Source organism: Thiohalocapsa marina (genome assembly GCF_008632335.1).
In the GTDB taxonomy this organism is placed as follows: Bacteria; Pseudomonadota; Gammaproteobacteria; order Chromatiales; family Chromatiaceae; genus Thiohalocapsa; species Thiohalocapsa marina.
This window is the reverse complement of record NZ_VWXX01000034.1, coordinates 1-23,626: the sequence shown is the minus strand read 5'-3', so window position 1 is coordinate 23,626 and position 23,626 is coordinate 1. Positions and strand designations below refer to the sequence as shown.

At 63.2% G+C, this 23,626-nt stretch carries 18 protein-coding genes, 2 tRNA genes and 1 pseudogene; 4 read left to right on the top strand and 17 right to left on the bottom strand.

Features of this window, described 5'->3' with window-relative positions; all coding sequences use genetic code 11:
• Positions 1-83 precede the first annotated feature (83 nt).
• Together bamB and der are read left to right on the top strand one after the other, a co-directional pair.
• Entirely contained in the window at positions 84-1,295 is a 1,212-nt protein-coding gene (gene bamB / locus F2Q65_RS15995) for an outer membrane protein assembly factor BamB (RefSeq protein WP_150094416.1), read from the top strand.
• Positions 1,296-1,298: 3 nt separating this feature from the next.
• Positions 1,299-2,705, top strand: coding sequence for a ribosome biogenesis GTPase Der (gene der, locus F2Q65_RS15990; RefSeq protein ID WP_150094415.1), 1,407 nt, complete (start codon positions 1,299-1,301; stop codon positions 2,703-2,705).
• A gap of 94 nt (positions 2,706-2,799) precedes the next feature.
• Here the strand turns inward: der and F2Q65_RS15985 are convergent, their stop codons facing one another.
• From F2Q65_RS15985 to tig, 8 genes are all read right to left on the bottom strand, one after another.
• Entirely contained in the window at positions 2,800-4,758 is a 1,959-nt protein-coding gene (locus F2Q65_RS15985; protein ID WP_150094414.1) for a SurA N-terminal domain-containing protein, read from the bottom strand.
• 126 nt (positions 4,759-4,884) lie between these two features.
• Positions 4,885-4,961: transfer RNA gene (locus tag F2Q65_RS15980), tRNA-Asp, on the bottom strand.
• A gap of 203 nt (positions 4,962-5,164) precedes the next feature.
• A tRNA-Val gene (locus F2Q65_RS15975) sits at positions 5,165-5,240 on the bottom strand.
• Between the two features lie 101 nt (positions 5,241-5,341).
• Positions 5,342-5,614, bottom strand: coding sequence for an HU family DNA-binding protein (locus tag F2Q65_RS15970; protein ID WP_150094413.1), 273 nt, complete (start codon positions 5,612-5,614; stop codon positions 5,342-5,344).
• Positions 5,615-5,789: 175 nt separating this feature from the next.
• Complete coding sequence (gene lon / locus F2Q65_RS15965) at positions 5,790-8,249, bottom strand: endopeptidase La (RefSeq protein ID WP_150094412.1); 2,460 nt, start codon at positions 8,247-8,249, stop codon at positions 5,790-5,792.
• A 273-nt stretch (positions 8,250-8,522) separates the two neighbouring features.
• On the bottom strand, positions 8,523-9,803 hold the full coding sequence (gene clpX / locus F2Q65_RS15960; protein WP_150094411.1) for an ATP-dependent Clp protease ATP-binding subunit ClpX: 1,281 nt from the start codon (positions 9,801-9,803) through the stop codon (positions 8,523-8,525).
• 188 nt (positions 9,804-9,991) lie between these two features.
• Positions 9,992-10,636: an ATP-dependent Clp endopeptidase proteolytic subunit ClpP gene (gene clpP, locus F2Q65_RS15955; protein WP_150094410.1), complete on the bottom strand. Its 645-nt coding sequence runs from the start codon at positions 10,634-10,636 to the stop codon at positions 9,992-9,994.
• Positions 10,637-10,805: 169 nt separating this feature from the next.
• Positions 10,806-12,104 carry a trigger factor gene (gene tig, locus F2Q65_RS15950; RefSeq protein ID WP_150094409.1) on the bottom strand — a complete coding sequence of 433 codons (1,299 nt, stop codon included), beginning with the start codon at positions 12,102-12,104 and terminating at the stop codon, positions 10,806-10,808.
• A gap of 221 nt (positions 12,105-12,325) precedes the next feature.
• On the opposite strand from tig, the gene F2Q65_RS20035 reads away from it, so the two are divergent.
• Both F2Q65_RS20035 and F2Q65_RS15940 read left to right on the top strand, forming a co-directional pair.
• Entirely contained in the window at positions 12,326-13,309 is a 984-nt protein-coding gene (locus F2Q65_RS20035) for a lytic transglycosylase domain-containing protein (protein WP_170265778.1), read from the top strand.
• A gap of 2 nt (positions 13,310-13,311) precedes the next feature.
• Positions 13,312-14,568, top strand: a complete 1,257-nt coding sequence (locus tag F2Q65_RS15940) for a glycosyltransferase family 2 protein (protein WP_211354063.1) — start codon at positions 13,312-13,314, stop codon at positions 14,566-14,568.
• Positions 14,569-14,602: 34 nt separating this feature from the next.
• Here F2Q65_RS15940 and F2Q65_RS15935 read toward each other — a convergent pair whose 3' ends face one another.
• From F2Q65_RS15935 to F2Q65_RS19720, 9 genes and pseudogenes are all read right to left on the bottom strand, one after another.
• Positions 14,603-15,091, bottom strand: a complete 489-nt coding sequence (locus tag F2Q65_RS15935) for a GtrA family protein (RefSeq protein ID WP_170265777.1) — start codon at positions 15,089-15,091, stop codon at positions 14,603-14,605.
• A complete protein-coding gene (locus tag F2Q65_RS15930) occupies positions 15,088-16,491 on the bottom strand; it encodes an MBL fold metallo-hydrolase RNA specificity domain-containing protein (protein ID WP_150094406.1) in 1,404 nt (467 codons plus the stop codon). The genes F2Q65_RS15935 and F2Q65_RS15930 overlap by 4 nt, the downstream gene beginning before the upstream one ends.
• Positions 16,492-16,685: 194 nt before the next feature.
• On the bottom strand, positions 16,686-18,431 hold the full coding sequence (locus F2Q65_RS15925) for a hypothetical protein (RefSeq protein ID WP_170265776.1): 1,746 nt from the start codon (positions 18,429-18,431) through the stop codon (positions 16,686-16,688).
• 82 nt (positions 18,432-18,513) lie between these two features.
• A complete protein-coding gene (locus tag F2Q65_RS15920) occupies positions 18,514-19,158 on the bottom strand; it encodes a methyltransferase domain-containing protein (protein WP_211354062.1) in 645 nt (214 codons plus the stop codon).
• 77 nt (positions 19,159-19,235) lie between these two features.
• Positions 19,236-20,246 carry a glycosyltransferase family 2 protein gene (locus tag F2Q65_RS15915; protein ID WP_150094403.1) on the bottom strand — a complete coding sequence of 337 codons (1,011 nt, stop codon included), beginning with the start codon at positions 20,244-20,246 and terminating at the stop codon, positions 19,236-19,238.
• Positions 20,247-20,295: 49 nt separating this feature from the next.
• Positions 20,296-20,868: an IS66 family transposase gene (locus F2Q65_RS19730; protein ID WP_211354061.1), complete on the bottom strand. Its 573-nt coding sequence runs from the start codon at positions 20,866-20,868 to the stop codon at positions 20,296-20,298.
• Positions 20,869-20,908: 40 nt separating this feature from the next.
• A pseudogene (locus F2Q65_RS20460) lies at positions 20,909-21,280 on the bottom strand (IS66 family transposase); the annotation flags it as partial.
• Between the two features lie 879 nt (positions 21,281-22,159).
• A complete protein-coding gene (locus F2Q65_RS15905; RefSeq protein WP_150094402.1) occupies positions 22,160-23,413 on the bottom strand; it encodes a hypothetical protein in 1,254 nt (417 codons plus the stop codon).
• Positions 23,414-23,416: 3 nt separating this feature from the next.
• Positions 23,417-23,626: hypothetical protein (locus F2Q65_RS19720; RefSeq protein ID WP_211354060.1), on the bottom strand; the 210-nt coding region annotated here is incomplete at its 5' end.

Sequence of the window (23,626 nt, the reverse complement as noted above, 5' to 3'; positions counted from 1 at the left end):
CCACCAGAACCTCCAGCACATCACCGGCGCCCACGCGACGGCCAGTGTGGCCGCCCGGGCTGCTGCCAGTCGTGCTGCCAGCCATGCTTTTGGCCGCGCTGCTGTCCGGCTGCAGTGCCGTGCCCTGGATCGGCGGCGAGAAGGATCCGACCCCGCCGACGCCGATCGACAAAAAGCTGACGCAGGAAGTCAGCCCGCGGGTGCTATGGAAGACGCGCATCGGCAAAGGCACCCGCGAGCGGCAGCTGCGCCTGATCCCGGTACTGGCGGACGGCAAGCTGTTTGCCGCCGATCCCGCCGGGCGCGTCGTCGCGGTCTCCCCCGCAGACGGTCGCGTGCTGTGGGAGTACAAGACCGAGCGCAAGGCCCGGATCCCGTTCAGCGGTGGCCCGGCGGTGGCGGACGGCACCCTGGTGGTGGGCTCCAGCAACGGTGATCTGCTGGCCCTGTCAAGCCGCGACGGCACGCTGAAGTGGCGCATCCGTCTCGGCAGTGAGATCCTGGCGGTGCCGCTGATCGTCAACGACCTGGTGGTGGTGCACACCATCGACGACAGCGTCTACGGCATCGCGCTGGCCGACGGCAGTGAGCGCTGGCGCTACGACTATCCGGCACCGGTACTGACCCTGCGCGGCAGCAGCACGCCGGCAGAGGCCGATGGCGGCGTCATCGTCGGTCTTGCCGGCGGTCGGCTGCTGTACCTTGAACTGGAACAGGGCATGCCGGTGTGGGAACTCACCATCACGCCGCCGCGCGGACGCAGCGAACTGGACCGCATCGCCGACATCGATGCCGATCCGGTGGTGGTGGGCAACATCGCCTATGTGGCCACCTACAACGGCGACCTCGCCGCGGTGGACATCGCCGCCGGCATGATCCTGTGGCGTCGGGAGCTGTCTGCCCACGCCGGGCTCACGGCCGACGGATCCGCCCTGTATGTGACCGACTCCGAGGACAACCTCTGGGCCGCGGAACCGACCGACGGCGCTGGCCTGTGGCGACAGGAGGGGCTGCTGCACCGACGCTTGACGGCCCCGGCCCTGAGCGGCAACGCCCTGGTGGTGGGGGATATCGACGGCTACCTGCACCTGGTCTCGCGCCGCGACGGACGCATGCTGGGCTACACCCGAGTTGCCAAGGACCGCATCGGCCACCGACCGGTGGTGGCCAACGGCATCGTCTACATCTACGCCAACGACGGCACCCTGGCGGCCGTGCGCATCAACGCCGCGGCCGGCGACCAGGCCGGCGATCAGGCACCCGCCGCGGCTGCGGCTTCCGCCACACAGGACTGAGCCATGCTCCCGGTGATCACCCTGGTCGGACGGCCGAATGTCGGCAAGTCGACGCTGTTCAACCGCCTCACGCGCACCCGCGATGCCCTGGTGGCAGACTTCCCGGGCCTGACCCGCGACCGTCAGTATGGCGTCGGCCGTGTCGGGCCGGGCCCCTATGTGATCGTCGACACCGGCGGTATCAGCGGCGGCGACGGGGTGGAGTCGCTGATGGAGCGCCAGGTGCGCCTGGCCATCGAAGAGGCCGACCACCTGCTGTTCATGGTGGACGCCCAGCACGGGCTGAGCCCGGCGGATCAGGACATCGCCCAGGTGCTGCGGCGCACCGGCAAGCCGCTGACGCTGGTGGTGAACAAGATCGACAACATCAGCCAGGACCTGGGCAGCATCGAGTTCCACGCCCTGGGGCTGGGCGACCCCGTGGCCATCGCCGCCGCCCAGGGTCGCGGTGTCAGCGCGCTGCTGGAGCAGGTGTTCCGGCAGTTGCCCGCGGAGGCCGGGGCCGATGACACGGCCGACGGCCGGGACACCGCCGAGCAGGGCACCCAGATTGCCGTGGTGGGCCGGCCGAATGCCGGCAAGTCGACCCTGATCAACCGCATCCTGGGCGAGGAACGGGTGGTGGCCTTCGACAGCCCGGGCACCACCCGCGACAGCGTGTTCATTCCCTTTGCACTCGGCGAGCGCCGCTACACCCTGATCGATACCGCCGGCGTGCGACGCCGCGCGCGGGTCAGCGACGCCATCGAGAAGTTCAGCGTCATCAAGACCCTGCAGGCCATCGAGGCATGCAATGTGGTGATTCTGGTGCTGGATGCCCGGCAAGGCATCGGCGAGCAGGACGCCACCCTGGCCGGCCACATCGTCGACAGCGGCAAGGCGCTGGTGATTGCGGTGAACAAATGGGACGGACTGGACGCGGAGCTGCGCGACCAGATCCGCGACATGATCAGCCGCAAGCTGACCTTTCTGGACTTTGCCGCGACCCACTTCATCTCCGCCCTGCACGGCAGCGGCGTCGGGCTGCTGCTGGACGAGGTGGATGCGGCCTTCGCCAACGCCGTGCGCGACCTGCCGACGCCACTACTCACCCGCCTGCTGGAGGACGCGGTGCAGGAGCATCAGCCGCCGCTGGTGCACGGCCATCGCATCAAGCTGCGGTATGCGCACCAGGGCGGGCGCAATCCGCCCATCATCGTCATCCACGGTAACCAGACCGGCGACCTGCCGGATGCCTATCGGCGTTATCTGATCAACCGGTTTCGCAAGGCACTGAAACTGGCCGGCACACCGCTGCGGCTGCAGTTCAAGACCGGCAGCAATCCCTACGAGGGCAAGCGCAACACCCTCACGGCGCGGCAGGTCAAACACCGCCAGCGCCTGAAGCGCTTCGTCGGGCGAAAGCGTTAGAGCGGGCGCTTCAGTAGCCTCTGTCTTCACCGCCGGGTGAAGGGAGGCAAAAAGGGCTGAAGGGTGACTGCGACTGCAGTCACCCTCCTCGGGCTTACTGCGCTACGTCTTCGGCGCCGAGGGGTTCGCGTTCGATCTGCGCCCGTGACTCCAGGTCGTCCAGCAATCGGTCATAGGCCGAGCGGGCCAGCGCGCTGGCCAGCACCCGTGATTCCGCCGCGCGCGCGTCGGCAGCCATGGCCGCAGGATCACCGTCGATGACCTCGAACAACTGCACCACCACCACATCGCCATCGGCGGTGACGGTGCTGGCGGCCTGAGGCGAACCGGAGTCCGGGGCCGGTCGCGGCAGGGAGAACGCCAGATCCAGCACCGCGGGATCCACATCGGCGGTGTTGCGGCCCACCGGCCCTGGCGCCAGGATCGCCGGGCCACCCTGGCCTGCATCCACCTGCGCCTCGGCCACCTCCGCCAAGGGCTCCCCGGCCTCCAGGCGCTCTACCATGGCCATCGCGGCGGCCCGGGCGGCATCTGTGGCACGGCGCTCCTGGATCAGCGTCAGCACCTGCTCTCGCACCTCCGAAAGCGGCTGCACCGACGCAGGCCGATGCTCGTCGACCCGCAGCACGATGGCCTGCATCGCCTCCGGATCCGGCTCGATCAGATCGCTGTTGCTGCCGATGGCCAGCACCTCCTCGCTGAAGGCCGCCGCGACCACACGCGGGCTGGCGAACAGACCCTCGCCGCCGGCGCGATCGAACCAGTCGCTGGTCTGCACCGACATATCCAGCGCCTCGGCGGCGGGGATCAGGCTGTCCGGCGACTCATAGGTCAGGTTGGCCAGCCGTTCGGCCAGATCGAAATAGGCCGCCTCGGCGTCACCCCGGCTCAACTCCGCCAGCAACTGCGCACGCACCTCCTCGAACGGCAGCGGCGCACCACCTTCCACGGCGGTGACCTCCAGCAGGTGATAGCCAAAACGGCTGCGCACCGGCTCGCTGAGCACGTTCGCTTCGAGGGCGAAGGCGGCCTGTTCGATGGCCGGGTCCAGCACGCCCTGATCGACCATGCCCAGATCACCGCCGGCGGCGGCACTGCCTGGATCTTCAGAGGCCTCGGCGGCGATGTCGGCGAAAGGCTCACCGGCCAGGATCCGCTCACGCAGCGCCTCCATCCGCGCCTTGACCGCTGCGGCGGCCTCGTTATCCGCATCCATCGGCACCGTCAGCAGGATATGCCGCAGGCCACGCCGCTCCGGCTGCACGAACTGCTCGATCTGCTCCTCGTAACGCGCACGCAGCAGTTGCTCGTCCACCGCCTCACTGCTGCCGGCCAGGCTGTTCGCGTCCAGCAGCAGGTAGGAGACTCGCACCTGCTCCGGCACCTGGAACAGGTCCTGATTCGCATCGTAGAACGCCTGGATCTCGGCATCGTCCGGGGCCGTCTGCGGGACATACGCGTCACGACCGAGGCGCACGAACTCGAACCGGCGTTGTTGATCGAGCAGGCGGATGGATTCGTCCACCTGCCCCGGCAGCACGAACTCGGTGCCGCTGACGGCCCGCGACAGTTGGGTGGCCAACAGACGCTGGCGCAGCTGCTCCTCGTACATCGACGGCGTCAGACCCTGCAACTGCAGCACCCGACGGTAGGTGTCGTTGTCGAACGCCCCGTTCAGCTGGAACGCCGGCTCCGCCAGGATCGCCCCGCGGACCGCGGCATCCGATGTGGCCAGACCCATGGCGCGTGAGGCGTCCAGCAGCACGGTGTCGCGGATCATGCTGTCCAGTACCTGATCGCGCAGGCGCAGACCGCCGAACAGGTCCGGGTCGTAGGCATCGCCAAGGCGGTTGCGCAGTTCCATGCGCGTGCGCTGGACGTTCTGGTTGAACTGGCGCTCGGTAATCTCGTGGCCGTTGACCTTGGCCACCACCGGATCGCCCCCGACGCCGAGATACGACTGGATGCCCCACAGGGCGAAGGGAATGCTGATGAGGATGACGATCGCCCATGCGACCCACCCCTGCGCCCGCTCTCTGATCTCCGACAACATGATCGCGCCTCGGGATGCTGTAAGTCTGCTGGTTGGAGGTGGCACGGCATCTGGGCCGTACGTTTTCGGACGTGCACAAACAAAAAGCGGGGTACCTGCAACAGATACCCCGCTTTCTATCGGCATTGGCGGAGTGGACGGGACTCGAACCCGCGACCCCCGGCGTGACAGGCCGGTATTCTAACCGACTGAACTACCACTCCTAATGTTTGCGCTTCCAGCGCTGCTACCAGGGCCGGTCAGTACCCGTGGCAACCATTGTCAGACTTGTGTCTGCGTCCCTCGACGTAAGCCCAGTATCTTAATGGAAAGAATCGCACTGGTCCAGCTTTTTTTTCGTCGTTCTGGGCGACGGTCCGGCCAATGAGCAGATTGGTTCTTGCAACCCGTTTTCCGGCCCGCGTTTTGGTGGGTGCTGCAGGGATCGAACCTGCGACCCTCGCCTTGTAAGGGCGATGCTCTCCCAGCTGAGCTAAGCACCCGGTATGTCCATGGACGGCGGAAGCGTCGCCAAGTCCATGGGTGGTCGGACGATATCGGACCCCGTCACTGCGGTGTCCTGCGCTCCCCCGACCCGAACTCCTTACTGTACGGCGTCCTTCAGGGCCTTGCCGGCCTTGAACGACGGCGTCTTGGACGCGGCGATCTGGATCACGTCGCCGGTCTGCGGGTTACGCCCGGTGCGCGCCGCGCGATGCTTCACGGAGAAGGTGCCGAAGCCGATGATCGACACGGTGTCACCTTCCTTGAGGGCGACAGCGACGGAGTCGGTCAGAGCGTCCAGCGCGCGGGCCGCGGCCGCCTTCGGAATGTCTGCCGCCTCTGCCATGGCATCGATCAGTTCAGATTTGTTCATACGTCCTCCTGTGTCGTGTAAACACTCGTTACGGAAGTCCAGCCTGATCGACGCAGCAACAGCCGCCTTTCGATCGTCTCCGCCGCGGCTCGAACGAGTGCGGGGATTGTTGTCGAGCACCCGCGCGACTGTCAAGCAATGTTCCAGCTGCCCGACGAGCCGCCAGGCCGCGCCATCAGTGATGTGTGCGCACGCCGCCGCGCTTTTTCTCGTCCTTCTTGGCCACCGGGGGTGCCTTCTCCGCGGCGGTCTCGTCAGCGGCCACCGTAGCGTCACCCTTCGCGCCGGGTTGTTCACACAACGCCACCTGCAGCACTTCGTCTACCCAGCGCACCGGCCGAATATCCAGACTTTGCTTAATGTTTTTTGGAATATCCACCAGGTCGCGCGCATTCTCGTGCGGGATCAACACGGTCTGGATGCCGCCCCGATGGGCCGCCAGCAGCTTCTCCTTGAGGCCGCCGATTGGCAGCACCTCACCCCGCAGGGTGATCTCACCGGTCATTGCCACATTGGACCGCACGGCGATCTTGGTCAGGGCAGACACCAGTGCAGTACACATGGCCACGCCGGCACTGGGGCCATCCTTGGGCGTCGCCCCCTCGGGCACATGGATGTGCAGGTCGAACTTCTGGTGGAACTCTGGATCGATCCCCAGGGACTCCGCACGGCTGCGCACAACGGTCATGGCCGCCTGGATGGACTCCTGCATCACGTCGCCGAGCTGGCCGGTGTAGGTGAACTTGCCCTTGCCCGGTACCAGCGCGGACTCGATGCGCAGCAGTTCGCCACCCACCTCGGTCCAGGCAAGCCCGGTGACCTGCCCCACCTGATCGTGTTCTTCGGCCAGGCCGAAGCGGAAGCGGCGCACCCCAAGATACTTCTCCAGCGCCTTGGGCGTCACCGCCACGGTGCTGTCGCGTTTCTTCAGCAGCACCTCCTTGACCACCTTGCGGCAGATCTTTGAGATCTCGCGCTCAAGGTTGCGCACCCCGGCCTCGCGGGTGTAATAGCGGATGATGTCGCGCACAGCCGCCTCGCGGATGGCCAGTTCGCCGTCCTTGAGGCCGTTGTTCTTCATCTGCTTGGGGATCAGATAGCGCTCGGCGATGTTGACCTTCTCGTCTTCGGTGTAGCCCGACAGGCGGATCACCTCCATGCGGTCGAGCAGCGCCGGCGGGATGTTCAGCGTGTTGGCGGTGCCGACGAACATCACCTCGGACAGGTCGAAGTCCACCTCCAGGTAATGGTCGTTGAAGCTGGAGTTCTGTTCCGGGTCCAGCACCTCGAGCAGCGCCGAGGCCGGATCGCCACGGAAGTCCATGGCCATCTTGTCGATCTCGTCGAACAGGAAGAAGGCGTTGCGCGAGCCGGCCTTGGACAGCAGCTGGATGATCTTGCCCGGCAGCGCGCCGATGTAGGTGCGCCGGTGGCCGCGGATCTCCGCCTCGTCGCGCACGCCGCCCAGCGACATGCGCACGAACTTGCGGTTGGTAGCGCGGGCGATGGACTGTCCCAGCGAGGTCTTGCCGACACCCGGCGGCCCCACCAGGCACAGGATCGGCCCCTTGAGCTGGCGCACCCGCTGCTGCACCGCCAGGTACTCCAGGATGCGCTCCTTGACCTTTTCCAGGCCGTAGTGGTCGGCATCCAGCACCTTTTCCGCCACGCGGATGTCGTTGCGGATGCGGGTGCGCTTTTTCCACGGCACCGACACCAGGGTGTCGATGTAGTTGCGCACCACGGTGGCCTCCGCGGACATGGGCGACATCAGCTTCAGCTTGTTCAGCTCGGCGCCGGCCTTCTCCTTCACATCCTTGGGCATGCCGGCGGACTCGATGCGCTTGCCCAGTTCTTCCAGCTCGTTGGGCACATCCTCCAGCTCGCCGAGCTCCTTCTGGATGGCCTTCATCTGCTCGTTGAGATAGTACTCGCGCTGGTTCTTCTCCATCTGCCGCTTCACGCGGCCGCGGATGCGCTTCTCCATCTGCAGGATGTCGTTTTCCGACTCCATCAGCCCCATCAGGTGCTCAAGCCGCTGCTGCACGTTCACCATTTCGAGCACGTGCTGCTTTTCGTCCAGTTTCAGCGCCATGTGCGCGGCCATGGTATCTGCCAGGCGACCGGCGTCATCGATGCTGGACAGCGAGGTAAGCACCTCCGGCGGCACCTTCTTGTTCAGCTTGACGTACTGGTCGAACAGGCCGACCGCCGAGCGCATCAGCACCTCCTGCTCGCGCTCGTCCACCTCCAGCACCTCGTCCAGGGGCCGAACCACCGCGGCAAAGGCGTCCTCGGCGGTGATGAAGGACGTCGCCTTCGCCCGGCGATGCCCCTCCACCAGCACCTTGACGGTGCCGTCGGGCAGCTTCAGCAACTGCAGGATGTTGGCCAGGGTGCCGATGCTGTGCAGATCCTTCACCGCCGGGTCATCGACATCCGCGTTCTTCTGCGCGATCAGCAGGATCTGCTTGTCGCTGGTCATGGCCGAGTCGAGCGCTTTGATCGACTTGTCGCGGCCGACGAACAACGGGATGACCATGTGCGGGTAGACCACCACGTCGCGCAGCGGCAGCACCGGCACCTCCTGCTCGGCGGTCATGGGGTAGTTCTGGTCGGTTCGGCTCGTGCCCATAGAATCAGTCTCGGGTAATGCGCGCGTGGCTGGCGTGGGCTGGTCCACCCTGAGGTACAACGCACCAGTCGCACGCCGGTTGTAGACGTTGCCCAGTACCTGATTGGAGGTTAGGGCATGGGGCAGACGGTTCAATCGGCAGCGCGAATGGATGGCACCGATCGGTCGTGTCCAAGGCCAGCACCGATGACGGGCATGACACCGGTTGCAGACGCCAACGGCCAGCGCCCGTCACCGGCGCAGCCGTCGGGTTAGCCGTCAGAACGGACGCGCTCAGTCGGACGCAGCCAGCCGCTGCTGCGGCTCGCCACCGTCGTAGATGATGAAGGGCTTGTTCTCGCCATCGATAACGGAGGAGTCCACCACCACCTTGCTGACGCTGTCCATGGAGGGCAGATCGTACATGATGTCCAGCAGCACCTGCTCCATGATGGTGCGCAGGCCACGGGCGCCGGTCTTGCGCTCCATGGCCTTGACGGCGATGGCCCGCAGGGCATCTTCACGCAGTTCGAGCTCGCAGTTCTCCATGGAGAACAGGCGGCCGTACTGCTTGTACAGCGCGTGCTTCGGCTCGGTGAGGATGCGGATCAGGGCGTCGACGTCGAGTTCCTCGAGGGTGGCCATCACCGGCAGGCGGCCGACGAACTCAGGGATCAGACCGTAGCGGATCAGGTCCTCCGGCTCGACATTGGCCAGCAGCTCGCCGACGCGGCGGTCGTCATCCTTGCTGTGCACCTCGGCGGAGAAGCCGATGCCACCCTTGCGGCTGCGTTGCTGCACCACCTTGTCTAGCCCGGCGAAGGCGCCGCCGACGATGAACAGGATGTTCGAGGTGTCCACCTGCAGGAACTCCTGCTGCGGGTGCTTGCGCCCGCCTTGGGGTGGCACCGAGGCCACGGTACCCTCGACCAGCTTGAGCAGTGCCTGCTGCACGCCCTCACCGGAGACATCGCGGGTGATGGAGGGGTTGTCGGCCTTGCGCGAGATCTTGTCGATCTCGTCGATGTAGACGATGCCGGTCTGCGCCTTCTCGACGTCGTAGTCGCACTTCTGCAGCAGCTTCTGGATGATATTCTCCACATCCTCGCCGACGTAGCCCGCCTCGGTCAGGGTGGTGGCGTCGGCGATGGTGAAGGGCACGTTCAGCAGCCGCGCCAGAGTCTCTGCCAGCAGCGTCTTGCCCGAACCGGTGGGGCCGATCAGCAGGATGTTGCTCTTGGCGATCTCGACGTCTTCCTTGGCGTCTGCCGCCTCCAGGCGCTTGTAGTGGTTGTAGACGGCAACGGACAGGACCTTCTTTGCCTGCTCCTGGCCGATGACGTACTGGTCCAGGCTTTCCTTGATCTCCCGCGGCTTGGGCAGCCGACTGGTGGCCTCGCCCATGCCCTCCTGCATCTCTTCGCGGATGATATCGTTGCAGAGCTCGACGCATTCGTCGCAGATGAACACCGACGGGCCGGCGATCAGCTTGCGGACCTCGTGCTGGCTCTTGCCGCAAAAGGAGCAATACAGCAGTTTGCCTTCGTCAGGTTTTCCGTGACTATTACCGCTCATGGATGATGGTCTCTCCGGGGGACGATCGCGCAGGGTGCAATGGAGCGCACCAACAGGCAGACGCCCCAATCATAATGGTTTGACGAACCATGACAAGACGTAGACGGACCCGATGCCTGATGCAGGACAAGCATCGGGGGCCGCCGCCGCCCGCCATGGGCCGTGAGGAGGGGAGCCTGGAAGGTCGATCAGGGCTTTGCCGGCGCTTCGCCGCGGCTGTCGAGCACCTTGTCGATCAGGCCGTATTCCATCGCGGCCTCGCCGCCCATGAAGCGGTCGCGCTCGGTATCCTCGGCGATCTTCTCCAATGGCTGCCCGGTGTGATGGGCCAGGATATGGTTCAGTTGATCGCGAATGTGCAGGATCTCGCGGGCATGGATGTCGATGTCCGTCGCCTGCCCCTGGAAGCCGCCCAGCGGCTGGTGGATCATCATGCGCGAATGCGGCAGGCAGAAACGCTTGCCGGCGGCACCGCCGGCCAGCAGCAGCGCGCCCATGCTCGCCGCCTGGCCGATGCACATGGTGCTGACATCCGGGCGGATGAAGCGCATGGTGTCGTAGATGGCCAGCCCTGCGGTGACCGAGCCGCCCGGGGAGTTGATGTAGAAGTGGATGTCCTTGTCCGGGTTCTCCGACTCCAGGAACAGCAACTGTGCCACCACCAGATTGGCGACATGGTCCTCCACCGGACCCACCAGGAACACCACCCGTTCCTTGAGCAGGCGCGAAAAGATGTCGAACGAGCGCTCGCCCCGGGCGGTCTGCTCGATGACCATCGGAATCAGTCCGAGGGCCTGCGGATTCCAGCTCGACTGAGCCAATTCGGGATTCATGCGTGTGCTACCTCGCACCATGGCGGTAATAATCCTGTCTTTGGCGGTATGTCGGGCCGCGCCGCCAGATCGCAAGGCGGAACGCGGCCGGATTGCAAGCCGGATCGCCAATGGGCTCGCAGGCGCGTTGCCGGCGCAACCGCAGCGGCGACCCCCGCCGACAGGCCAATCAGTCGCGCTCGCTGCGGGTGACCGCCTCGAACGTCGACGGCTCGTCGACTACCGTGGCTTCCTCCAGCAACCGCTCCACCATCATCTCCTCGGTGACCATGGCCTCGATCTGCTGCAAGCGCTGCGGATCGGCGTAGTAGTAGTCGATGACCTCCTGCGGCGTATCGTAGGTGTCGGCCATTTCCTCCACCGCGGCGCGCACCCGCTCCGGGTCCGCCGTGATCTCATGGCGCCGGACCGCCTCGCCCGCCAGCAGGGCCAGCACCACACGACGGCGCGCGCTGTCGGCAAAGATGTCGTCCGGCAGCTGAAACCCGCCGGCGCCACCACCCATGTTGCGCTGCATCTGCTCCTTGAAGCCCTTGATCTGCTCGCTGACCAGGGCCTGCGGCACCTCCATGGGGTTGGCCTCCACCAGGGCGTCCAGCACCTGCTCCTTCACCTGCGCCTCGATGCGCTGCTTCAGCTCGCGCTCCATGTTGCCGCGGATATCGGCGCGGAACTTGTCCATGTCGCCGTCTTCGACGTCGAAGGCGGCCATGAAATCGGCATCCAGCGGCGGCAGCTCGACCTCGGCAACCTCCTTGACCTGGACCTGGAAGCGGGCCGGTTTACCGGCCAGTTCGGCCACGTGGTAGTCCTCCGGGAAGGTCACCTCGACCACACGCTCGTCGCCGGCCGCCGCGCCGACCAGCTGCGCCTCGAAATCGGCGATCATGCGTCCCTCGCCCAGCACGATCTGGGTGCCTTCGGCGCTGCCGCCCTGGAAGAATTCACCGTCAATGGTGCCCTGGAAGTCGACGGTCAGGCGGTCACCATCAGCGGCCTGGCGATCCACCGGCGACCAGGTCTTGCGCTGCTCGCGCAGCCGCTCGATCATGGCGTCCACGTCGGCCTCGGTCACCTCGGCCACCGGGCGCTTGATCTCACGGCCGGCCAGGCCGACCAGTTCCACCTGGGGCATGACCTCGAAATTGGCCACATAGGCATAGCGTCCCGCGGCCTGGTCGATGTCCGGCTCGATCTCGGGCATGCCCGCCGGACGCAGCTCCTGCTGGCTGATGGCCTCGGGGTAGGTCTTCTGTACCGTCTCGCTGAACACCTCGTCGCGAACACTCTCGCCGTAGCGCTGGCGCAGCAGCCTTACGGGGGCCTTGCCGGGACGGAAACCCGGCAGCCGCGCCTGGCGTGCGAAATCGCGCAGGCGCTTGTCCACCTCCTGCTCGATCTCCTCCGACGACAACTCCACCCGCATCCGGCGGACGAGGCCCTCGCCATTCTCGACAGTCACTTGCATCTGGGTCATCTCCTGATCTTGGTGCCCGAAAACCTTGCAAAAGCTCGCCAGTATATCCGCCGGACCCCTCGCGAGCAAAGCACGGAATGGACGGCTTGCGCATGCGTAACCTGCTGGCTAGTCTTCAGAGCAGGTGTGCGCTGAGAACCGCGTTTGCGGTTTGCGTGCGGATTTTTCGGCAGGATGCCCATCCACCAAGCGGCTTCCTTATGAAGCGTCGAATGCCCCACCGCCCGTTCCATCCCGACCCGCCCGTCGACTCCGTCGACGCGCTCGCGGCACCGCTCCGTATTCGGCCTCTGCTCGCGGCCTGCGGCCTGATCGCGCTCGCCTGCGGCCAGGCGGCAATGGCCGCGACGGACACCGAGGCGCATCGCTTGCTGGACGCGGGCCGGCGCTTCGAGCACGGCGTCGGCGCCCCGCAGGACATCGACCGCGCGCTGCGGCTGTACTGCAGGGCCGGCGATCTCGGCCTGGCGGAGGCCAGCTACCACCTGGGCTGGCTCTACAGCAGCGGTCGCGTCGGCACGGTGGACGAGGTGCTGGGCGCCGCCTGGTACAAGGCCGCCCAGGCCGCCCGGCATCCGCAGGCCGAGACGCAACTGCGCCAGCTCGGCGCGCTCGATGCGCCGCTCGACCAGCCGCCCGAGTGCGTACTCAAGGCCGCGTTGCGGGAACGACGCCTGCCGGCAACCGCCACCCAGCCGGGCGCGCACGCACCGCCCATGGCAGACATCGCCCCGCTGGCCGCGCGCGAGATCGGCCACGCCGACATTGTGTCGCTGGTCCGCTACCTGGCGCCGCAGTATCGACTGCCGCCGGAACTGGTGCTGGCCGTCATCGCGGCGGAGTCCAACTTCAATCCCGACGCCCACTCGCCCAAGGACGCCCGCGGCCTGATGCAGCTCATCCCCGAGACCGCCGCGCGCTTCGGCGTGAGCAACCCCTGGAACCCCATCGACAACCTGCGCGGCGGCATGGCCTACCTGCGCTGGCTGCTCGATCACTTCAACGGCGACCTGGAACTGGCCCTGGCCGGCTACAACGCCGGCGAGAACGCCGTCATCCGCCACGGCGGCATTCCGCCCTACCCTGAGACCCAGGCCTACGTCCGGCAGATCAGGCAGCGCCTCGGTCGCCAGTCCACCGGCCCCGTGTCCGTCATCCGTGGCCAGCACATGGACGGCCAGGGCGATGGGGGTTGAGTATGGCCGCCCGCCAGACAGCGCCACAGGAAGAACCCGATATGCAACATGACCGGCCGGACGCATCGCATCCGCCACCTGCCGACGTCACTTGCGCCGTCACCGTGCTGATGCCGTGCCTCGACGAGGCGGCAACAATCGGGCGCTGCATCGACAAGGCTCGACGCTTCCTGCAGACCCACGACATCGCCGGCGAGGTACTGGTAGCCGACAACGGCAGCAGCGACGGCTCCGCTGAGATCGCCACCGCCCGTGGCGCGCGCGTCCTTCATGTGCAGCAGAAGGGGTATGGCAATGCGCTCATGGCAGGTATTGCCGCGGCCCGGGGAGAATTCGTCATCATGGGCGATGCGGATGACTCCTATGATTTCGCCAATCTGGAACCGTTTGTGCAGGCCCTGCACGGTGGTTTTCAACTGGTCATGGGAAACCGTTTTCAAGGCGGTATTCGCGCCGGCGCCATGCCCCCCTTGCATCGCTATCTCGGCAACCCGCTGCTCTCCGGGGTCGGTCGCATCTTCTTCAACAGCCCGGTTGGAGATTTCCATTGCGGCCTGCGCGGATTCAGCCGACAGGCGATTCTTGGTCTCGATCTCCGCTCCACCGGAATGGAGTTTGCCTCGGAAATGGTCGTCAAGGCATCCATTGAAGGCCTTCGCATCACGGAAGTGCCGACGACATTATCCCCGGATGGTCGCGACCGGCCACCGCATCTGCGAAGCTGGCGCGACGGCTGGCGCCATCTCAGGTTTCTGCTGCTCTACAGCCCCGACTGGCTCTTTTTCTACCCGGGCATCGTCTTGTTTGCTGCCGGCCTGATGGCTTCAGCCTGGCTTCTGCCAGGACCGCGAACAGTGCTCGGCCTCAACCTTGACATCCACACTCTGCTGTTCGCCGCCGCCGGCATGATACTGGGCCTGCAGTCCATCTCCTTCGCGTTTTTTGCAAAGCTTTATGGCATGCGGGCCGGTTTCCTGCCGCCGACAGCACTCGGACTCAAGATTGCCGAAAAGTTCCGGCTCGAGCACGGTCTGATTCTCGGGCTTATCATTTTGCTTGGCGGCATCTCCGGCTCCGTCTTCGCTGTTGGACGCTGGGGTGCCGAAGGATTCGGAGACCTGGTCCCCGGCTCAATGATGCGCCTGATCATTCCGTCAGCCACCGCCGTCATCATCGGTGTGCAGATCACGCTCAGCGCGATGCTTTTAGGCGTGCTGCAAATTCCAGTTCGCGACCATCAAATCGCATCTAAAAAATGACAGCGTATCAGCAATTTTCGACTCCAGTCTGACGTCAGATACCGACCGAACTGCCCGTGAACGCAAAGAACCGCACGCCAAGAAAGTTGAATACCATTGCGCTCAAAGAGCCTGCCGCCAACGGCAAGACCGGCCATGCCCCCAGTGATGGCCACTGTAGAAGAAATGCGGAATAGACACCCAGGTTCAGCAGCGCCCCGACGGATTGCACCGTAAAATAGCGCGCATATTCCCGCTTGCGATTCGCCGAGGAGCGGTGCGTGAACGTAAAACGACGATTCAACGCCCAGGTAGCAGACACCGCGAGCGAAAACGAGAGCAGACGGGCTTCATACAGGCCCCAGTCACCAGCCCGCACCAACACAGTCAGGATGACCGCTTCAACAGCGAAGCCAACACTGCCAACAATGGCGAAGCGCCACACCTCCGCTGCCGTATGGACGATCCTGCCTCGCTGGTGCTTGGGCGCTGAAGGCTCATCATCCCCAGCGATCGATCGAAAGCCGCTACGGTAATGATTCACGGAATCCAAAACCGCGTCGGCAGGCCCAGCCGCTCCCCGGCGGCCTTGAGCGCTCGCTTGGCCCCGGCATCGCCGTGCACCAGACGCACCTCGCGCGGCGGCCGCGGGATGTCGCCGATGAACCGCAGCAGATCCTGCTGATCGGCATGGGCCGAATAGCCGCTGAGCGTATGCACCTGGGCACGAGTATCGTAGCGGCGACCATCGAGCATCACGTAGCCGCCGCGCGGGCCATAGCGCTGGATGTCGCGCCCCGGCGTGCCGGCGGCCTGGTAGCCGACGAACAGGATGTCGTGGCGCGGATCCTCGAGCATGGCCTTGAGATAGTTCACCACCCGGCCGCCGGCGCACATGCCGCTCGCGGCGATGACGATGGCGGGGTGTCCGCTATGGGCCAGGTAGTTGACCATGCGCGCGTGATCGCTGTGGGCATCCACCGTCACCAACTGCTCGAAGGCTAGCGGGTGCCGGCCTTCGGCCACCCGCCGCTTGGCCTCGGCATCCCAGAGCGCACGCAGACGCCGGTAGCCGGCGGTGAAATCCGCCGCCAGCGGCGAATCGAGCACGATCTGCACGTCATCCCATGTCAGCCGCTCGCCATGGGCGTCCATGACCGGCTCGCCCTGATGCTGATGGATCAGTCCTTCTAGCTCGTAGAGCAGCTCCTGGGTACGGCCAATGCTGAAGGCCGGGATCAGTACCGTGCCCCGGTTGCTCAGCGCGTGCTCAACGGTCTGGCGCAAGTGTACCGCACGCGTCTCCCGGTCCTCGTGACAACGGTCGCCATAGGTGCTCTCCAGCACCAGGATGTCTGCACGCTCCGGCGCCTGGGGGTCTGGCAGCAGCGGGGTATGCGGCGCACCGAGGTCGCCGGAGAACACCACCCGCGTCTCCGTGCCAGTCTCATGCAGGTCGCACTCCACATAGGCCGAACCCAGGATGTGCCCGGCCGGCTGCAGGCGGATACGCAGACCCGGCTCACCCGCCACCACCTCGTGCCACTGGCCATAGGGCAGCGCCCGGATGCGCTGCCGCAACACCGCCAGCACACGCTCGATGAGACGGGCATCGCGGGTGAAGCCGACCTTGAGCGCGTCCTCCAGCACCAGCGGCAGCAGTTCCGCCGAGGCCGGACTGCACAGGATGGGACCACGGTAGCCCGCCGCCAGCAGGTAGGGCAGCCGGCCCACATGATCGATGTGAACATGGGTCAGCACCAGCGCCTGAATCGGCGCCACCGCAAAGCGCACCTGCAGACGCTCCGCAGCCGCCCCGTCCGGCCCCGCCTCGGCACCCTGGAACAGCCCGCAATCCACCAGCAGCGAGCGCCCGTCGGCCAGCATCAGCTCATGACAGGAGCCGGTCACGCCATCAACGGCACCGTGATGTCGAATTTCCATGAACGTGGCTCCTGCCAGTGTGCGTCTACTCTTCGATACCGGGACAACGCCACTATAATGCAAACCCTGGTTCCCGTTCAGGTTTCGGTGAAGACTGATCTCCCCAGCCGCACCGCGAATCGCATTCGAACCCGAGGTCCGCCGAGGCTGGGCGACGGAGCAATCCATGAAGCCACCCAACGGCAAACGACGAGCTACGCGAGCGCTCCGAACAGACGACCCCACAACCAGCGCCCGAGGAGAACGAGCAACACACCAACAACCACCAACAGCGCAACCAACGAAACCCAATTAGCTACCCGCTGCAGCGTCGACAGCTCGAACGCGAACGGCCGGTAACTGGCAAACCGCAGGGCCTGCTCGCGCTGATCCACGCGAAAGGCGTCCCAGGGCTCGCAGCCGTTTTCTTCCGGATAGAGCAGGCAGGCCGGATTGCGCAGGTTGAGGGCGCCATCGCCCACCTCCTGCAGGATCGGCCCCTCCCGCAGCGGCTCGGGCTTAAAGGCCTCCAGCCGATAGCCGTAGAGGGGGTTGTAGCACCAGAGCGGCGACTCGCCCCGCACCAGCGCATCCATGGTCACGGGCTCACTGCGCGTCGGGTCGCGCGCGTCGGCGATGCGGTGGATGCCCGGCTGCGCCTCACCGAGCTTGACGGCCTGGTAAAAGGCCACCGCCGCCGAGGGATCAAAGGTCGCCTGCTGCTCATAGAAGGTCCGATCCTCCAGCGCCGTCAGCAGCGGCACACCCAGGATGCAGGCCAACGCCGCGGCCCGCCGGAACTGGAGCTGTTCCAACGCCATGCCCGTCCAGAGCGCCAGCAGCGGCAGCAGGACGATCAGCCAACGAATGGGCGCCGTCGTGGTGCCCACCACCGGCAGGGACTTGAGCACGGCGTTCCAGCCCGGCGAGTAGAAAAGCAGCGCCAGCGGCAGCAGCAGGATCAGGGTCAGCATGGCCAGCGCCGGTGCCGCACGCATCCAGACCCTCCCCCCGGCTGAGCGCGGACGACTGCGCGCCCAGCGCACGAGTCCGACCAGTATCACCAGCAGCGGAATTAGCGTCACACCATAGGCCATTTCATGAGGCAAGAGCACCCATTCCTGGCTACGCCAGTCCTCTTGAGCGATGCCGAAGGTTTGCTGACTCGGCATGAAAAGTGCCATCAGGGCAACTTTCGCGATATCACCGAAACTGTCTAGCCCAGGCAACGGATAGAGGTTGTGAGGGAACCTGTTAATCAGCGTGATCGCACCGACCAGCTTTGTCGAACAGAGGGCCAGAGCAAGCGCAGCAGCGACAATGCCACGGCGAAAGGCCATCCAGAGTGCACCCGGTCGGCGTATGTCCAACATCGCCACAAGTGCGAGCACAGCCAGGGCCGAGGGAAGCACCAGGACAGCCATGCCGGATTGCAGCCAATAGGCAAGCACCAGCCCAGCGGATAGTGTCATGGCCAAATCAAATGATCGCAACCTATCCGATTGCCTTCCCCCAGCCAAGAGGAAGGCCGTCAGCGGCACCAACATAAACGCTTGAAAGGTAACGTGCCCAGCGAGCATACGGTGGCAAAAAAAGCCGTTAAACATGAAAACTGTGGCTGCAACCAATGCCCCAAGCAAAGACAGTTGAAATCCGTTGCGGCACAACACATACATCCCCCAAAAACCGGCCGCAGCCATCAATAGAGACGACCAATAGACGGCACGTAGTGGGTCGACCAGAAATGTTAGGAGTTGAGGCAGAGAAAAATAAACTGACTGAGGGTCCGCAAAGAATGCCTGCCCACCACAAAACGAAGGGGAGAACCAGGGTATCGTCAATAAGCCATTCTGACGAAACCACAGATAGCCGTCGAGCAAACTCGGGATAAAAAAGGCGTAATCATGTCCCAGCTTATCCTCGGAGTTTGGAAAGTAACCCGCGAAAAGCAGATGCAACAACCATAAACCCAACCCAAACCCTACCGGAGGCAGCAAGATCGAAGATCGTTCGACATTTTGGCATAGGCCCGCTTTCGCCATACTATTCCTTACGTGCCAGGCACAGCGCTGTAAGCCCAGCCAGGCGATTATGTTGATACCAAGCTAACTCCAGCCGGCAGACGGTAGCGAATGCTTCATTCACCACCTTATAATGCTTTCTCAATTGGGACCGGGGCGCGCTAACGCCACCGCGGCCGAGTCGTCCTAACCAGCGTGTAGCTGCAGCCACGGGCAGCAATGAGCCATAGAAGTAGCAGCCACACAACCGCCTAAGACCTGCGGCTTCGACAACCGCTTCCAGTTGTTCCAACCGATATCGACGACGATGTTCGAGAAACACGTCATGGTCGCTCCAAAGAGACTGAAATGCTGGCACGGTTATCACGAAAAACGCACCTGTCGCGACTTTCTCGACTACGTCGACCAGCAAGCCAAGATCATCATCCACGTGCTCTAGGACATCCATTAAGAGCACTAAATCAGCCTGTGATTTCACAAAAGCGCGCCGGAATAGCAACGACTTGCCAACCACCGAGGTATCTCGCTCCGAGTTATAAGCGGGATCCACGCATAAGGCTGACCGAGCTGTCGTTTGACGTAGCAGTTTATCCGAAAAGAAACCAGTGCCAGCGCCAATGTCTAGAATCTCCCGTATCTGCACACTCCTAACCGCATGCAGCAGCATGGAGGACTTTGCTCCATAGTACCAATGAGATTCTATTGTCTCGGCAAGGAGGTCTGCTTCTTTTAAGTCCATGAGATTTAAGGTGTGCGCTCTACGGATCGCTGTTGAACGTCTGACGCCAGACCGGGCCCACCTTGCAAGGATTCCACGATGAACAATGGTCGCGCCTTGGTCTCCATCATTACTCTGCCGAGATATTCACCAAGAATACCAACCGACAGCAATTGAATTCCGCCCAAGAAAAGCACGGTAGTGAGCAGTGACGCATAACCAGGTAGATCAACGCCGAATACCAGCGTCCTGATAATGATAAAGGAGCCATACGTAAAGGCCAACAGCGCCGCTGTCGCGCCGACATACGACCAGATACGTAAAGGCACCGTGCTGAAACTCAAAAGGCCATCCAAGGCAAAATTCCATAAACGCCAATTACTCCATTTGCTCGTTCCTGACGCACGGGACGGTCGCTCAAACCGCACACCTATGGAGCGATAACCGACCCAAGCAAAAAGGCCTTTCATGAAACGACTGCGCTCATGCAGCTGATTGATAGTGTCCACGACCCGTCTGTCAAGCAGCCGAAAATCACCACTGTTCTCAGGTATGTGAGTTGGCGACAACCAGTTGAACAGCTTGTAGAACAAGCACGCAGAGACTCGCTTGAACCAGCCGTCCCCATAACGTGTCACTCGCTCGCCGTAGACGACATCGTAACCTTCACGCCAACGGTCGACGAAGACCGGGATCAGCGCCGGGGGGTCCTGCAGGTCGACATCGATGGGGATCACCACCTCGCCCAGTGCATACCGCAACCCGGCACTTAGGGCAGCCTCCTTGCCAAAACGCCGCGATAGGTTGATCAATCGGACACGCGAATCACATACCGCCTGCGCAAGAATCTCGTCCTGAGTCCCATCCGTTGAGCCATCATTTACAAAGAGAATTTCGTATCGCCAACCACGCGTAGCTAGCTCCACCCGAACCACGTCGACGAAGCCCGCGACCAAATGCGCCTCGTTTAGGACAGGGACCACAAGAGAGATGCTGGGTGTCCCGAGACGCGAATGGAAGTTATCTTCCTGATTCATCAGACGAACCAATACTTGAGGGAGCTCGGGGAAGAAAAAACGTACTCGTTCAGACCCCTGGCTGAGGCAGAGGCGGCAACGGGCGACCCGCACGTCGCTCGGTGACGGCCTCGGTGAGGTAGACCCAGGGCGAATGCCCACGCTGGCGGCAGGTATCGATCACGCTGGCCAACAGGGCGAAGACGCGTGAACCGGTTGCGGTGCGGGTGCCGTGGCTGATCCGTCGGCTGATCACCCAGTGGCGCAGGGCGCGCTCGGCGCTGTTGTTGGTCAATGGCAGCGTCGGCTGCTGGAGCACGCGAAAGATCGCCTCCCAGTCGTTGATCAGTTCCGTCGCCAAGGCCTGGGCCTTGTGGTGGCGATGCCGATACTGCGCACTGCGCGCAGCGCGCAGTCGCGCGAGCGCCTGAGCGTGAGCGGGTGTCTGATCGGCTGGCGGCTGCGGTCCCTCGCGCGCGGCATGGATGGCCCTCATCAGCGCTTCCAGAGTGCGGCGCACCAGGCTGCCGAAGTGACGGGCCTCCTCGTCGCCGCTCTCGATCAGGCCCTGCGCCTTGCGCAGCAGATGCGCCCAGCAGCGCAGACGCTTCGGGTCGTCGCGGTCGGTAGGAGAACCAGCCATCGCTCATCAGCCAGCCTTGAAAGCCGGCCAACAGGCGCGTGACGGTGGCCTTGCCGCGCCCGGCGATGACGTAGACGGTGGTCGTGGTGGTGAGAAACACCCACAGCCACGGGCGCTGGTCGCGTTGCGGCCAGGAGGTCTCATCGGCATGCAGCAGGCCAGCGACGCCCTGTGCCTCGACGTCGGCGCAGAGCTCGGCGATCAGCTCCGCCTCGGCGGGTGCGACGACCGCCCCCGTCTCGTGCAGCGTCTGATGCAGGGTGCCAATGCTCAGGTGGACCCCGAGCCAATCATGCAGCAGTTCCTGCATGCGCGCCCGCGAGAGGCGAAAACGCAGATTCAGGGCGACGATGAAGCTCGCCAGCCCCAGACCAACCAGGCGCCATTCGCTCAGGGCAATGCCTTCCAGCATCTCCTCGCCCTGCGCCGGCTGCGCTCGGGTGCTGTGGCCACAGCCGCAGGTCACCTCCAGGTAGCGATGATCCACCAGCTCCAGGCGCAGACCCGGCGTGCCAGGGTCGCCCCGGTGCAGATCGATCGACTGGAATCCGGTGTAGACCGTCCCCGGCACCTCGGGCGGCAGCGCTTGCCCACACCGCGCACAGCACGCCGGGCGATGCCGCTCCTCGCGCTGCGCCTGAAGCACCTGCGTGCGGCCAAACCCCGGCGCCCCCGGCTGTTTGCCGGGCTTGCGTCCGCGCTGGCTGCCAGCGTGCGCGGATGGCTCGCCCGCGTCATTCAGATCGGCCAGCAAATTGACCGACAACCGGCGCAGCGTCGCCTCCGGCATTCCCTGCAGGAGGTCTTCGTCGAGTTGCTGCAGATCGTGCTGGCTGAGCTTCATGTCCGGCGGCGAAGGTGCGGTGGCGTCAGCAGAACGACTAGGCTGTTATAACGCTATGCTCGCACATCGAGCGCGAGCTGTCTTCCAGGCCGCTGATTTCGGGGGAGGGGTCTGAACGATTACCCACGGCGATCTCACCGCAATGGTCGGCGCCCGCTTCGCAAGCTCTGTTTACAAACTGAATCCATTTTCCGGAATTTGGGCCACGCAAAGTAGTGACGATTCCTCCTCACATGGGAAAAAAGAATGAATGAGCGTTTACGCAACTTTTCCAAAAAAAGTACGCGCAACCCCGTTTGCAGGCTGTAATGAAAGGATACTCAACGGAGCAATCCCAGTTTACCGCGCACGTGACATCCACGAAGAAAGAAAATTCAAACAGTCTGTCGCGGCTCACGGGCCAGCACCAAAAAAGTTCGCCACTGCACGTCAGGAAACCATTTCCGGTTATAAGAAAATCGCACCAAATCCGTGCATCAGCACTGCCAACGGAATCAGTTTTTTTAATATCGATCTTCTAATACTAGATGGGCCGCCGAGCTTCGTCCAGTGAAGATAACAAGCAAAAAATAGCGGCGCCGATGCCGTTAAAGCTTCAAGTGGATATCGATAAAGCGTAATGTTGGCAGGGTTAAAACGATTCATCTTATATTGCAACAACAGGTAGATAAAACCACCAACTGCAGCTCCTCGGATCGCCCAACTGCTATTGTTCCAGCCTCGATGGATGCCAGGCAAAAGGGCCAGCAAGAATGGCGACCAGACAAGAAAGCCGGATCGAAAATCAAAAAGACCGCCAAAAATATTCTCCAGGTATGACAGAAAGTCCGGGTTCCAAATCCGCTCCACGAATGTATCGGCATACCCACCAATCACCGAAAATTTACCGAAAACAAACCAATGGTAGAGAGCGAGCAGCAAGACACCCAGTGACGAACCAATTCCAGTCAACAAAAATGGGGGAATTCTTTTATTACCAAAACTTCCCAGCAGCCCCATAGAGGCGGGGATCACCGCTAAATGCGGTCTTGTCAGAATAGCCAATGCCAGCGCCAGACCGGAGCAAAAGAACCTACTATTTACTGATAAGTAGACGCCAAGCGAAATCCAGAACATTGCTGGTCCATGCATAAATAACTCGCTCGATGCGACGGACCACGCGGACGTGCCTAATCCCGCGGTATATGCTGCGAGCCATGCCTCGGGCCGGGCGCCCTGAGACGTAAAGATCAGGCCGAGTAACCCTACCGAAGCAGCTGTGTAGATGATTGCAGCAAGCGTTGCTGGCCATAATTCGGGCAGAACAAGCTGTAATGGAGGCAGGTCGACAGGGAAATTGATGATCTCGTGCGTTATCAGCTCTTCCGACGCCAGCGCATAAAAAGGAGCGGCCGCAAAAGCGGCTCCAGGTGGAACTGCCGAGACAGCGCCGTAGACCCCCATTCTTAAGGCCGTCATTCTGCGCGATGGCGCATAATCTACAAGCGACTCATAACCTGGTAGAAATGGCGATAAATTATGGTATAGATGCCAGGCGGAAATGGCATTTATTGCGGCATCTGCATCATAAGGTAACTCCCAATCCGCAGTTATGGAGTAAAGAATGGTTAAGGGAAAAAAAATTGATAGAAAAAAAACCCATGTTGGTCCGTCAATTACCCTCTTTATTATAGCATTTTTTAACACATTAAGAATTTTCATAAATCAAGCTTTCATTACCTTCAAATCGAAATATAATGACTTACTTACGTCGCGGCCACTATGTCTTGCAATGTCACCTTCTGTGAAGATATTGGCTGACGAACTAAATGAATCATGGGAGGGGCCCCCCGGGCCGCCGGGGACACGGGTGGTGAGCCCGGGGGCTGCGGCAGTAGCAGCGAAAAATGGAAAAGGGCGATGATATTTTGTGGG

What these genes read in the sequence shown, in the direction of transcription:
- bamB (WP_150094416.1), top strand. Translation starts at nt 84, where the DNA reads ATGCTTTTGGCCGCGCTGCTGTCCGGCTGCAGTGCCGTGCCCTGGATC.
- der (WP_150094415.1), top strand. Translation starts at nt 1,299, where the DNA reads ATGCTCCCGGTGATCACCCTGGTCGGACGGCCGAATGTCGGCAAGTCG.
- F2Q65_RS15985 (WP_150094414.1), bottom strand. Translation starts at nt 4,758, where the DNA reads ATGTTGTCGGAGATCAGAGAGCGGGCGCAGGGGTGGGTCGCATGGGCG.
- F2Q65_RS15970 (WP_150094413.1), bottom strand. Translation starts at nt 5,614, where the DNA reads ATGAACAAATCTGAACTGATCGATGCCATGGCAGAGGCGGCAGACATT.
- lon (WP_150094412.1), bottom strand. Translation starts at nt 8,249, where the DNA reads ATGGGCACGAGCCGAACCGACCAGAACTACCCCATGACCGCCGAGCAG.
- clpX (WP_150094411.1), bottom strand. Translation starts at nt 9,803, where the DNA reads ATGAGCGGTAATAGTCACGGAAAACCTGACGAAGGCAAACTGCTGTAT.
- clpP (WP_150094410.1), bottom strand. Translation starts at nt 10,636, where the DNA reads ATGAATCCCGAATTGGCTCAGTCGAGCTGGAATCCGCAGGCCCTCGGA.
- tig (WP_150094409.1), bottom strand. Translation starts at nt 12,104, where the DNA reads ATGCAAGTGACTGTCGAGAATGGCGAGGGCCTCGTCCGCCGGATGCGG.
- F2Q65_RS20035 (WP_170265778.1), top strand. Translation starts at nt 12,326, where the DNA reads ATGCCCCACCGCCCGTTCCATCCCGACCCGCCCGTCGACTCCGTCGAC.
- F2Q65_RS15940 (WP_211354063.1), top strand. Translation starts at nt 13,312, where the DNA reads ATGGCCGCCCGCCAGACAGCGCCACAGGAAGAACCCGATATGCAACAT.
- F2Q65_RS15930 (WP_150094406.1), bottom strand. Translation starts at nt 16,491, where the DNA reads ATGGAAATTCGACATCACGGTGCCGTTGATGGCGTGACCGGCTCCTGT.
- F2Q65_RS15920 (WP_211354062.1), bottom strand. Translation starts at nt 19,158, where the DNA reads ATGCTGCTGCATGCGGTTAGGAGTGTGCAGATACGGGAGATTCTAGAC.
- F2Q65_RS15915 (WP_150094403.1), bottom strand. Translation starts at nt 20,246, where the DNA reads ATGAATCAGGAAGATAACTTCCATTCGCGTCTCGGGACACCCAGCATC.
- F2Q65_RS19730 (WP_211354061.1), bottom strand. Translation starts at nt 20,868, where the DNA reads ATGGCTGGTTCTCCTACCGACCGCGACGACCCGAAGCGTCTGCGCTGC.
- F2Q65_RS15905 (WP_150094402.1), bottom strand. Translation starts at nt 23,413, where the DNA reads ATGAAAATTCTTAATGTGTTAAAAAATGCTATAATAAAGAGGGTAATT.